This is a genomic window from Rubrivirga marina (genome assembly GCF_002283365.1).
In the GTDB taxonomy this organism is placed as follows: Bacteria; Bacteroidota; Rhodothermia; order Rhodothermales; family Rubricoccaceae; genus Rubrivirga; species Rubrivirga marina.
The window spans coordinates 3,476,578-3,488,995 of sequence record NZ_MQWD01000001.1; the positions used below are offsets into that span (position 1 = coordinate 3,476,578).

At 72.5% G+C, this 12,418-nt stretch carries 7 protein-coding genes; 1 reads left to right on the forward strand and 6 read right to left on the reverse strand.

Translation table 11 applies throughout. The features are described 5' to 3' along the window. Positions 1 to 76: 76 nt before the first annotated feature. Positions 77 to 1,492, forward strand: a complete 1,416-nt coding sequence (locus BSZ37_RS14740; RefSeq protein WP_095511289.1) for a murein hydrolase activator EnvC family protein — start codon at positions 77 to 79, stop codon at positions 1,490 to 1,492. Here BSZ37_RS14740 and BSZ37_RS14745 read toward each other — a convergent pair. The 6 genes from BSZ37_RS14745 to BSZ37_RS14770 form a co-directional block, all read right to left on the reverse strand. After that, positions 1,489 to 4,560: a two-component regulator propeller domain-containing protein gene (locus BSZ37_RS14745; protein ID WP_179299663.1), complete on the reverse strand. Its 3,072-nt coding sequence runs from the start codon at positions 4,558 to 4,560 to the stop codon at positions 1,489 to 1,491. The two genes, BSZ37_RS14740 and BSZ37_RS14745, sit on opposite strands and share 4 nt — an antisense overlap. 34 nt (positions 4,561 to 4,594) lie before the next feature. Continuing rightward, positions 4,595 to 4,990: a peptide-methionine (R)-S-oxide reductase MsrB gene (msrB, locus tag BSZ37_RS14750; RefSeq protein ID WP_095511291.1), complete on the reverse strand. Its 396-nt coding sequence runs from the start codon at positions 4,988 to 4,990 to the stop codon at positions 4,595 to 4,597. A 100-nt stretch (positions 4,991 to 5,090) separates the two neighbouring features. Continuing rightward, positions 5,091 to 6,185 carry a baeRF10 domain-containing protein gene (locus tag BSZ37_RS14755; protein ID WP_095511292.1) on the reverse strand — a complete coding sequence of 365 codons (1,095 nt, stop codon included), beginning with the start codon at positions 6,183 to 6,185 and terminating at the stop codon, positions 5,091 to 5,093. Between the two features lie 145 nt (positions 6,186 to 6,330). Then, positions 6,331 to 9,036: a 30S ribosomal protein S1 gene (gene rpsA / locus BSZ37_RS14760; protein WP_179299664.1), complete on the reverse strand. Its 2,706-nt coding sequence runs from the start codon at positions 9,034 to 9,036 to the stop codon at positions 6,331 to 6,333. Positions 9,037 to 9,185: 149 nt separating this feature from the next. Next, a complete protein-coding gene (cmk, locus tag BSZ37_RS14765) occupies positions 9,186 to 9,902 on the reverse strand; it encodes a (d)CMP kinase (protein WP_095511294.1) in 717 nt (238 codons plus the stop codon). A 119-nt stretch (positions 9,903 to 10,021) separates the two neighbouring features. Further along, positions 10,022 to 12,322 (reverse strand): S9 family peptidase, encoded by a 2,301-nt coding sequence (locus BSZ37_RS14770; RefSeq protein ID WP_095511295.1) that lies wholly within the window; start codon positions 12,320 to 12,322, stop codon positions 10,022 to 10,024. Between the last annotated feature and the right edge of the window lie 96 nt (positions 12,323 to 12,418).

Consider the following 12,418-nt stretch of genomic DNA (forward strand, 5'->3'; position numbering starts at 1 on the left):
GGACAGATTGAGCGGCGCCCTTCGAACCTCGGACCCCCAACCTTTACCTTCCGCCCGACCCGCCGACACTCCCCCCATGCTCCGCGCCGCTCTTCTCTGCTGCCTCGTCACGGCCCCCGCCTTCGCGCAGGACCGGGCGGCCACGGAGCAGCGGCTGTCGAGCCTCCGCGACCAGATCTCGGCCGTCGAGCGGCAGGTCCGCCAGACCCGCGGCCAGGAGCAGAGCGCGCTCCAGGCGCTCGAAGGGCTCGAGGCCGAGGTCCAGCTCCGCGAGACGCTCGTCGCCGGCTACCGCAACCGGATCGACACGACGCGGGCGGAGACGCAAACGCTCCGGCGCTCGATCGAGCGGCTGGAGACCGAGATCGAGGACGCCAAGCGGTCGTACCGCACCCGCGCGCGCCACGCCTACATGCATGGCCGCCGCAACTCGCTCGCGCTCATCCTCGCCGCGGGCTCCGTCAACCAGATGATCGTCCGCGCCCGCTACCTCCAGCAGTTCGCGCGGCGCCGCCGCGGGCAGGTCGAGCGGATCGCGCAGAAGACGGGCGAGATGCGGGGGCGAGAGCAGGAAGTCCGGGAGTCGCTCGAGGAGACGCAGCGGCTCCTCCAGCAGAGCCAGGCCGAGCAGGCGCGGATCGCCCAGAGCCGCCGCGAGCGCGCGGCCCTCGTGACCGACCTCCGCTCGCAACGCGGACGCCTCGAGCGCGAGCTCCAACAGCGCCGGACGGACGCGCAGCAACTCGCCGGCCTCGTCCAGGACCTCGTCGCCCAGGAGCGTGCGCGCGCCGAGGCGGAACGCCAGCGCCGCGCGGCCGAAGAGGCCGAGCGCCAGCGACAGGCCGCCGCCGCCGCCGAGGCGGCCCGGGTCGCGGAGGTCCAGCGGCGCGCCCGCGAGGCCGAGCGGCGCGCGCAGGAGGCCGACCAGATCCGACGCCGGCCGGAGCCTCGCACCACGACACCTGACCCCTCGCCTCCGATCGCTGCCGCGGAGCCGCCGCCCGCACCGACGCCTGCGCCCCCCCCGACGCCCGCGGCGCGCCCTGCCCCACCGCCGGAGCCCGCCGAGGACCGCGTCGTCGACCTCACGGGCTCGTTCCGCTCGAACCGCGGCCGCCTCCCCAGGCCCGTCGAGGGCACCGTCACCGGCTCGTTCGGGACGCGGACGGACCCCGTCACGAACACGACCACGTCGTCCCCCGGCATCGACATCTCGACGCGGCCCGGCGCGCCGGCGCGGGCCGTGTTCGAGGGCGTCGTCCAGCGGATCGGGACGATCCCGACCTATGGGACCTACGTGATGATCTCGCACGGCGAGTTCGTCACACTCTACGGCAACCTCTCGCAGGTCGGCGTCAGCCAGGGCCAGCGGATCCAGGCCGGGCAGGTCGTCGGACGGGCCGGCACGACGGCGCAGCGGCGCGGGTCGAGCCTGTTCTTCGCCCTCTACCAGGGGGGCCAGGCCGTCAACCCCGTGAGCTGGTTCCGCTAGCGCCCGAGGCGGACGGAGACGACACTGCCCGCCTCGGTCGGCTCGACGTCGAGCGCGCCGCCGCGCTGGCGGACGATGCGGAGCGCTTGCACGAGCGGGTTCTTCGTCCCCGGCAGGCGCCGCCGGAGGCCCGGCGCGCGGACGGCCACCGGGCGGTCCGCAACGACGCGGAGCCCGATGCCCGTGTCGTCGACCGTGACGGTCACGCGGAGTTCGTCCGGATCGGCCGTCTGGAGCGCGTGGTCCAGCAAACAGGCCAACACCGAAACGAAGTCGTGCTGGAGGTCGTCGGGCAGCGAGGCCGGGGCGGCCGACCAGTCGGTCTGGATCGCCACGTCCGGAGCCTGCTGGCGGGCGCGGCGGACGGTCGCGTCGAGGGCGCGCGTGAGGCCGAGCGTGCCGGCCGCGGCGGGACGGAGGCGGATCAGCGCGTCGTGGAGCCCGACCTCGACCTCGCCCACCCTCCGTCGGACGCGGCGGACGACCTCGCCGTCCGTCTCGACGCCGTCGAGGTCCCGCCCGATCTCCCCGATCCCCCGGACCGGCCCGCGGTGGAGGTCGTCGGCGACATCCTGCTGGCGGCGGCGGTAGTCCCGAGCCGCGAGGTGCATCACCCCGAGAACGCCGACCAGTCCGAGCCCGGCGAGAAGGAGCAGTGCCACGGCCCGCGCCGGGATCCCCTGCCACCAGGCTGGTTCTACGACGATCGTGAGCCGCGCCGGCTCGTCGTTCCACACGCCGTCGGCGTTGGACCCGAGCACGAGAAGCGTGTACGTCCCCGGTTCGAGGGCCGTGTAGGTCGCCAGCGGCCGCTCCCCCGTCGTCTCCCGCCAGTCGGCGTCGACCCCCAGCAACCGGTAGAGGTAGCGGAGCTGGCGTGGCGCGGTGTAGTCGAGCGCGGCGAACTGGACCGTCAGGAAGTTCTCGTCGTGGGCTACGCGGATCGTGTCGCCGTCGAGCGGGCGCCCGGCGCGTCGCCGGTCGAACACCTCGACGCCCGTGAACGCCACGGGCGGGTGGTACGTCGCGAGCCCGACGCCATCGGGATCGACGCGAACGAGTCCGTTCGGCCCGCCGAACCAGAGCTCGCCGGTCGTCGGGCTCCGGTCGAAGGCCATCAGGTCGAAGGCGTCGTCGCGGAGCCCGTTGCCGGCGTCATAGACCGAGAGGCAGTCCGAGGTCGGGTCGTAGCGCGCGAGGCCGCGGTTCGTGCTCGCCCAGACCTGGCCGGTCTCGTCCGTCAGGACGCCGTACACGAGGTCGCTCGGAAACTCGTCGCCCCCCACCCGGACCGCCCGTCCGGATTCGGGGTCGAACGCGAGCAGGCCGTTGCCCACGGTCCCCACCCACAGCTTGCCCGGCGTTGCGGGGCTCTCCGCGACGGCCCAGACCGGCGCACTCTCGCCGAGGTCGACCGGCTCGAACGTCATCTCCCTCCCGGCTCCCGGGTCGACGACGCGCGCGAGCCCGGCGTCCGTGCCGACCCAGAGCGTGCCGTCCTCCGCCTCGTGGACCCGGTTGACGTTCGGGTGCGGCAGGCTGCCCGCCCCGCTCGCTGGGAAGACGCCGACCCAGCGCCCGTCCGCCTGCCGGAGCGCGAGCCCCTCCCCCGTCGTGCCGACCCAGAGCCGCCCGGCCTCGTCCTCGTAGATGTGGCGCACCCCGAAGCCTCGAGGCGTCGTCCCGTCCGCCTCGGTGAGGCCGAGGGCACGGCTGGCCTCCGCCTCGCGACGGAACCGGCCGGTGCGGCGGTCGAGGCGGAAGAGGCCGGCCCGCTTGCCCCCCACCCACAGCGTCCCGTCGGCGCCTTCGAAGACCTGCCACCACGCGTCGCGGAAGGGGTCGTCGCGGTCGGGCACCCAGGCGGGCGGGCCGGCGCCCTGGACCTCCGGGATCCGGAACGTCTCGAACCGGTCGGTCTCCGGGTCGAGCCGGTTGAGGCCGTCGTTCGTCGCCACCCAGAGCGCGCCGCCCCGCGCCTCGGTCATCCCGTTCACGCGGTCGTCGGAGATCTCGCCGGGTTCGCCCGTGAACCGGCGGTACACGCGGAATGGCTGCGCCGGAGCCCGCCACGCGGCCACGCCGCGGGACGTCCCGACCCACGCCCCGCCCTGGCGGTCCACCAGCAGGGCGCGGACGCGGGGGGCCGGGAGCGACGTCGGGTCGCCGGGACGCGGCCCCAGCCAGCGCCAGTCGCTCGTTTCCAGGCCGACGGCCAGCAGGCCGTCGGTCGCCGTCCCCAGCCAGGCCTCGCGCCCGACGACGACGAGGTCGGCGCTCTCGGTCCACCCCACCTCGGGGAGGTCCCGGACGACCGGGACGAACCGGCCGCGGCTCCAGCGGCGGAGCTCGTGGGGGCCGCCGTCGAGGGGGCGACCGTACGCCAGCAGCCGCCCCTCAGCATCGAGCCCGAGCACGCGTGGGCCGAACCCACTGAGGTCGATCGACCGGCACCGCGCGTCCGGCCCGGGGTCGACGCGGCACGCGTCCTCGGGCCGCGGGCCGAGGACCCACGCGGCGCCGCTGGCGACAGTCTGGACTTCCCAGGCGCGGCCGTCCGCCCCGCCCCACGGGACGCGGATCCGCTGCCGCTCGCCGGACGCGGCGTCGAGGCGGCAGAGGCCGGCGCGGCGCGACCCGTACAGGATCTGGCCGGGGCCCGTCTCCGCGAGCCACGTCGCCGCGCCCCCACAGGTCCCCTCCGCCGGCGTGACACGGGTGAACCGGTCGGTCCGCGGGTCGAGGCGGGCGACCCCGCGTTGGGTCCCGACCCAGAGCCGGCCCGCGCCGTCGACCAGCAGGGCCTCCACGTCGTTCGAGGGGAGCGAACGGGCGTCGCCGACGTCGCGCCGAAGCAGCGTCGGGCCGAGGCCGTCGTAGCGGAGGAGCCCGTCCCGCGTGCCGATCCAGATCAAGCCGTCGGCGTCCTGCGCGAGCGCCTGAACCTCGGGGTGCGGCAGGTCCAGCCCCAGCCGGTCGAACCGGACGTCGGGCGCCGGGTCGGTGGTCTGGGACCGCGCCGCACCCGTGGCGAGGACGGCGAGCAGGAGGACGAGGCGGACGGGCACGGGGAAGACGACGGAGCGCGGAACGTACGCCGGGCTAGGCCCCGCCGGATCCTCCGTCGGCCCGGTCGAGGTCCAGGGCGGCCGAGTTGATGCAGTAGCGAAGCCCCCCGCGCTCGCGCGGCCCGTCGTCGAACAGGTGACCGAGATGACCGCCACACGACGCGCACACGGCCTCGATCCGAACCATCCCGTGTGACCGGTCATCGCGCAAGTGGACGCTCTCGCCGAGGGCCTCCGTGAAGCTCGGCCACCCGCTGCCGCTGTCGAACTTGTCGTCGCTCGCGAAGAGCGGGGCGCCGCAGCCCGCGCAGCGGTAGACGCCCGCCGCGGCCTCGTCGTGGTACGCGCCCGTGAACGCCCGCTCGGTGTGGCCCTCGCGGAGCACGCGGTACTGCATCGGGGTAAGACGGGCCTTCCAGTCCGTAGGCATCAGGGGAGAAGCGGCCGGGTAATGGACGCGTGGGACGCCGGAAGAACGGGCGTGCCGCGGGCGCCGCGCCCACTCACCCGATCTCCCGATCACGCCATCCTCAATAGCGCAGCAGCGCAGCGATCCCGCCCACCTCGGTCAGGGCGTCGAACGGGTCGGCGAAGTCGACCTCGGCGCCGGTGCGGGCGGCCTGCTCCGTGACGGTCTCGACGAGGTCGACGCGAAAGACGTCCTTGGACCCGCATGCGCCACACGTCTGGGGCGTCCCGTGGACGACGTGCTCGCAGGCCCGACACTTCGTCCCGGCCAGGTCGGCCTCACGGTCGACGAGGACGGACTCGGCGCGGGCCGCCCGCAGCGCGTTCCACACCGACGTGGCGCCAAACGCCGCGAGGCCGGGCCCGACGCCCTGCTCGCGGATGGCGTGCCACAGCTCCTGTTCTGACTGGCGCTCGCCCGCTTCCGCGAGGTCGGCCGCGGCCTCCAGCGCGTCGGCGTCCGAGGCGTTCCCGTCGACCGACGTCGTGCCGACGAGCTTGTCCTTGAGGTCCGTCCGCAGCGCCGCCGTCAGGGCCTGGACGGGTTCGTTGGAGCCGACGAGGACGAGGCGCGCGAACGGTCGCTCGGCATGGAGCGCCGCCAGTCCATCTGCGAGCTCCGTCGCGTACGTTTCGATCTGCTTCTCGCGGCGCCGCGCGTACCGCTTCTGGCTCCACCCCCCCTTCTTGACCCGGTTCTTGACGTCGCCTCGCACGCGCCCCTCTTCGTCGACCTCGTCGGCGGAGACGAGATAGATCCGGGCCTTCTCGTTGTCGAGGACGACCACCGCGTACGTCTCGTGCTCGTCGAGGAGCTCGAACGCCGGACGGAGGAACGGGGCGTCGCCCATCCACACCTTCGTGCCGACGGGCTCGGGGAGCGCGTAGGCCAAGCGGAGGTCGGCCGCCCACGACGCGTAGACCGCCAACGCACCGCCCTCTGGCGCGTCATGCGTGTCGATCATCTCGCGGGCCAGGGCGAGGCTCTCCTCGAAGTGCTCCAGTTCCTCGGGCTCGTCGGCCAGGAGCGTGCGGATCCGCGTGAACCGGGCGTCGAGGACGGACGGGTCGTCGGCCGCGTCGAGGTACACCGTGAGGAAGGCCCGCTCGGGACCGGCGAGGTCGGCGAGTTCGCGGAGGGTGGTGGCGTCGAGCATGTGCGGGGTGTGAGGGGTCGCCTCCAACGACGCGCGCCCGGCGCGGCTCCCGGCTCCTCCCACGGCCCTACCGAGGCGGGCGAACAAAAAACGGGCGGCGGCCTCCGAAGAAGCCGCCGCCCGCGGTGTCTCAGCGGAGCGCGGACTACGAGTTGTCGACCTCGTCGTCCACGTCGGCCTCGGCCTTGCCGAGCTCGGTGTCGGCGGACGGGCCGTCGTCCTCGGACCCGAGGGCCTCGTCGACGACCTCGCCGGCCGGCTTCGCCAGGACCTCCGGGACCTCGACGTCGTCGGTCGAGTCGACGCCCGGGCCCTGGTAGTCCGGCTCCGTGGAGCCGGTCGAGGCCGTGGTCGGGGTCTCCTCGCCGATGGCCGTCTCGGTCGCCGAGGCGAGCGAGCCCTCCTCCGCCGGCGTGCCGGACTTGAGGGTGGCCTGCGCGTTCTCGGACGACGGCGTGAGGCCGGTGTCCTCGACGCGCTGCCGAGTCTCCTCGTCGGAGCCGCGCGGGACCTCGTCGGTCTCGACGCGGTTGCCCTCGCCGACCTGGCCTTCGAGGTCCGTCGTGCCCTTGCCCTGCGTCACCGGGGGCTCGTTGGTGTCCTCGTCGGAGGTGGCGTTGGCCTCGGCCTGCGCCATCTGCTGGCGCAGGGCGGCCAGGCCGGAGAGCTCGCCGAGGGTGGCGGGGCCCGACTGGGTGGAGCCGTAGCTCTCGACCTGCCGGCGCTCCTCGCGCTCCTGGTTCCGCTTCTCGCGGTACTCGGCGTCGCGGGAGGCGCGCTCCTCGGCCCGCTGCTTGGCCGTCTCGGACATGACCAGCTCGCGGTCCTCGCGGTCCATCCGGATCACCTGGAGCTCGAGCTCGTCGCCGATCTGGTAGGCATCGGCCGGGCGGCCGCCGCGGAGGAGGTGGCTCGCCGGGACGAACGCCTCGACGTCCATCGCGAGGTCGACGACGACGCCGCCGTCGTTGATCTCGGCGACGGTCCCGGTGGCCTCCGAGCCCTCGGTGTAGACCTCCGAGACCTTCTGCCACGGGTCGGTCGAGACCTGCTTGTGGCCGAGGGAGATCCGCCGCTGGGCGATGTCGATGTCGAGGACGATCACGTCGAGGTCCATCCCCTTCTTGACCACCTCGGACGGGTGCTTCACGCGCCGCGTCCAGGAGAGGTCGGAGACGTGGACGAGCCCGTCGATCCCCTGCTCGATCTCGACGAAGGCGCCGAAGGTCGTGATGTTCCGGACCTTGCCGCGGGTGACCGTGCCGACCGGGAACCGGTCGAGCAGGCCCTCCCACGGGTCGGGCTCGAGCTGCTTCATGCCGAGCGAGATCTTCTTCGTGTCCTCGTCGACCTTGAGCACCTTCACGTTGACCGTCTGGCCCAGCTGGACCTTCTGGGTGGGGTGCTTCACGTGCTCCGTCCACGACATCTCGGAGATGTGGACGAGGCCCTCGATGCCCGGCTCGATCTCGACGAACGCGCCGTAGTCGGTGATCGAGACCACGCGGCCCTCGATCTGCATGCCCTCCACGATCCGCTCCGCGAGGTTCTCCCACGGGTGCTCCTGGAGCTGCTTGTAGCCGAGCGAGATCCGCTGGCGCTCCTTGTCGTAGTCGAGGACGACGACGTTGAGCTTCTGGTCGAGCTCCAGCACCTCGCTCGGGTGGCCGACCCGGCCCCACGAGATGTCGGTGATGTGGAGGAGCCCGTCGACGCCGCCGAGGTCGACGAAGGCGCCGAAGTTGACGATGTTCTTGACCTGGCCCTCGAGGACCTGGCCCACCTCGAGCGAGTCGAGGATGTGCTTCCGCTGCTCCTGGAGGTCCTTCTCGATGAGCGCCTTGTGGGAGATCACGACGTTCCCGTTCTGGGGGTTCGTCTTGACCACCTTGAACTCCATCGTCTTGCCGATGTAGACGTCGAAGTCCCGGACGGGCCGGACGTCGACCTGGGAGCCCGGGAGGAAGGCCTCCGAGCCGAGCAGGTTGACGATCATGCCGCCCTTGATCCGCTTGACGATCTCGCCCTCGATGACGGCGCCCGAGTCGAGCGCGCCCTCGAAGATGTTCCAGCGGAGCTTGTGGTTCGCCTTCGTGTAGCTCAGCGTGAGCTGGCCGCGGCGGTCCTCCAGGCGCTCGACGTACACGTCGATCTCGTCGCCGAGCTCCGGGACCTCGCCGAACTCGTTCTTGGCGACGACGCCGTCGGACTTGAAGCCGATGTCGACGACGACCTCCTTCTCGGTCAGGCCGACGACCTTGCCGGTCACGATCTGGTCCGCCTCGACGGCGGAGAGGGAGCGGCCGTAGAGGTCGGCCATCTCGTCGGGCGCGGCGCCCTCGTCCATGACCGCGGCGTGCGCGCCGATGCCGAGCTTGCCGGCGTTCCGCTCGTCGCGCTCCTCGAGCTCGTCGATGGAGATGGTCCGGCCGAGGTTCTTGCCGGTGTAGCCGAGGTCGGCGGCGCTGTCCGCGCCGTCGCCGGAGACGACGTGGGCCACGGCGCTCGCGGCGGACTTGGCCGCGCTGGCGACCGCGCCAGCGGCGTCGCTCACGGCGTGGGCGACGGTGTCGAGAACACCGCCGTCGCCGGACTCATCGGTGTCGTCCGAGTCGTCGTCGGACCCGTCGCCGGTGGGGTCGGGCGTGGGGCTGCTGTCGCCGTTGCCGCTGGCGTCGCTGGTCTCCTCGTCGTCGCCCTCGCCGGCCTCGGCCTCAGGGGTGTCGTCGGAGGTGGGGGTGTCGGCGGCGGCGGGCGTCGCCTCGTCCGTCGTCTCGGGGGAATCGACCTCGAGGGTCGTCGTCTGAGCGCCCTCCTCGGGCGTCTCGGGGGTCTGCTGGTTGTCAGCCATAGGAAAGTGTCGGGGCCGGCCGCCCGGGTGGGCAGGAGGCATGGCAGGCGCCGAAGGGGTTTAAGCGGTGAAAAGGCGCGTCGCGCGGTGCCTCCGCCGGCCGGGGCCGGGGCGCGCGAAGCGAAACACGAGTGCGCCGGGTGGCGCGGTCAGGGGGTCGAGGGCTCCCGGACGCGGCGGACCGCGTCGAGGACCGACTCGACCTGCTGGTCGATGGTGAGGGCCGTCGTGTCGAGCGTGACGGCGTCGGGGGCCGCCTTCAGAGGGGCGACGTCGCGACTCTCGTCGCGCCGGTCCCGCTCGGCGAGCTCGGCCCGGACCTGATCCAACGCCGCTGCGACAGCGTCGGGTCCATCGGGGCTCGCCGGTCCGACCGCGTCGTCCGCCAGGCGGCGGCGGGCGCGGGCGTCGAGGTCGGCCACGAGAAAGAACTTGACGTCGGCCCCGGGGAACACCACGGTGCCGATGTCGCGCCCCTCCACGACGACGCCTCCGTCGGGGTGCGCCGCCACGTAGTCGTGGGCGGCGCGCCGCTGGAGGGCCACCATGGCCGCACGGACCGGCGCGAGCGCCGACACGCGCGAGGCGTCCCGGGACGCCTCCGGCGTGCGGATCCGGTCGGTCACGTCGTCGCCGTCGAGGGCGACGCGGGTACCGCCCGGTCCGGGCTCGAGGCGGACGTCGAGGCCGGGGACGAGGCCAGACGCGGCCGCCTCGGTCACCGGGAGGCCCTGCTCGCGGAAGGCGAGCCCGACGGCCCGGTACATGGCACCGGTGTCGAGGTAGAGCCACCCGAGTCGCTCGGCGACGCGCCGTGCCGTCGTGCTCTTCCCGGACCCGGCGGGCCCGTCAATCGCGACGATCACTGTGCATGCTCAGGGGAGCCTATGAGTATAGGCCCCCTGCACCCACACGTCGATGCGGGCGGTGTGAGGAAGCGGTGAGGGAATGAGGGGACGGCGGGTCGCTCCGTCCCCTCCTCGCCCTACCGGATCGCCATCAGTTCCATGCCGGCCAGGTGCTCGGCGACGTACTCGGTCAGCATCGTGTAGAGGTGCCGCCGCGTGTTGCCGCCGTAGATCCCGTGGTTCCGGCCCGGGTAGATCATCAGGTCGAACTGCTTGTTCGCCGCCTGGAGCGCGTCGACCATCGCCATCGTGTTCTGGACGTGGACGTTGTCGTCAGCGCCGCCGTGGACGATGAGGAGGTCCTGCTCGTCCGTCAGGTTCCCGGCGTAGGTCGTCGGGCTGCCGAGGTCGTAGCCCTCGGCGTTCTTCTGCGGCGTCGAGAGGTAGCGCTCGGTGTAGATCGTGTCGTACTGGCGCCAGCTCGTCACGGGCGCGACGGCGATCCCGGCCGCGAACGTCTCGGGGCCGTCGCCGTAGGTCATGGCGAGGAGCGTGAGGTAGCCGCCGTAGCTCCAGCCCCAGATCCCCATCCGGTCCTCGTCGACGTAGCCCTGCTCGCCGAACCACTGCGCGGCGGCGATCTGGTCCTCGGCCTCCAGGATGCCGAGCCGGTTCTGCGTCACGGTCTTGAACGCCTTGCCGCGGCCGCCCGTCCCCCGGTTGTCGACGCCGGCCACCAGCACGCCGTAGGTCTCGGCGAGGTAGTGGTGCCAGAGGCGCTCCTGCCCGCCCCAGCTGTTCCGGACCTCCTGGCTGCCCGGGCCGCCGTAGGTGTGGATGAGGAGCGGGTGCGCCCGGTTCGGATCGAAGTCGCGCGGCTTGACGAGGTACGCGTTGAGCGGCGTCCCGTCGGCGCCCGGGACCGTCATGAACTCGGGCGCCGGGAGGTCGTAGCCCGCCAGCCGCTCGATGAGCGCCGCGTTGTCGACAAGCACGCGGATCTCGTCGCCGGACGTCCGGTAGAGCGTCGTCGTGGCCGGCGTCGTGGCCGTCGAGTAGGTGTCGACGAAGTAGTCGAAGTCGCGGCTGAGATCGACGCCGTGCCAGCCGGCGCCGGTCGTGACCTTCTCGGGCGCGCCGCCGTCGAGCGGGACGCGGTAGAGGTGGCGCTCGAGCGGGCTCTCGGCCGTCGTCGTGACGTAGGCCACGCCGGCCTCCTCGTCGACGCCGTGGAAGTCGGTCACGTCCCACTCGCCGGTGGTCACCTGTCGGACAAAGTCGCCGTCGTTCTCGTAGAGGTAGAGGTGGCCGTAGCCGTCGCGGTCGCTCCGCCAGACGAAGTGGTCGCCGTCGCCGAGGTACGTGATCGTGCCCGTCGAGAGGTCCGAGAAGCCGGTCTCGACCTCGATGTAGGAGTCGTTCTCCTCCTCGAGGATCTGCGTGACCGTGCCCGCCTCCGGGTCGCCGTAGAGGAGGTCGGCGTGGTTCTGGTCGCGGTTGAGGCGGAGCATCCAGACGTCCGAGGCGCCGTCCTCCAGGGCCGGCGTCCAGCCCATCGAGGCGATGTACTCGGTCTCGTCGCCGCCCTCGAACCACGTGTCGGTGTCGAAGAACGTCGTGTCGCCCGTCGCCACCTCTATCACGCCGACGCGGACCTCCGAGTTGGCCTCGCCGGCCTTCGGGTAGCGGAACGTCGTGGTCTCGGGGTAGAGCGTCCGGTAGTCGACCATCGAGAAGTCACGGGTGCCCGTCTCGTCGAGCTGGAAGAAGGCGATGTAGCGGCCGTCGGGGCTCCAGCGGAACCCGTCGCGGAGGCCGAACTCCTCCTCATAGACCCAGTCGAACGTCCCGTTGATCACGCCGCCGTCGGCCCCGTTCGTCGTGAGCGCGCGCTCCTGGCCGGTCGCGAGGTCGACCACGAACAGGTTCCGGTCGCGGACGAAGGCGACGTGCTCGGCCGCGGGGTCGAACTTAGCGAACATCTGGAAGCCCGCCGCACGGCTGGCGACCGGTGTGACCCTGCCCGTCTCGTTGTCGAGGACGTAGTAGTAGCCCTTCGTGTTGAGCCGCCAGACCTGCTCGGAGTCGGTGTAGAGCAGCGTCTTGGTGCCGTCCGCGGACGACGCGTAGTCCTCGATCTCGATCAGGCCGTCACCGTCGGGCTTCTCGAGGTCCGACCCGTCAATGATCGTCCGCTCCTGGTTCGTGGTCAGGTCGAGTTCGACGAGGCTGGAGGCCCCGGCGTCGTCGGTGTCGACGTAGAGGAGCTTCGCGCCGGACTCGGCCCAGCGGCCGCCCTGGAACCCGTCGCCGTAGAACTCGGGGCTGGCGAAGAGGGTCTCCAGCGTGAGCCGCTTCGGCCCGTCGGCCGTCTGCGCCTGGGCGAGCGGCGCCAACAGAAGAACGAGGACGAGGAGTGGCGAGAACCGGTGGCGCATGGATGATCGGTGCGGTGGGCAGGCGGAACGGAGGCGGACACGCGGAAAGTACACGCTCGCTGTAGGCTCCCTGCAGGTCCCGCCGTTGGGCCTTTC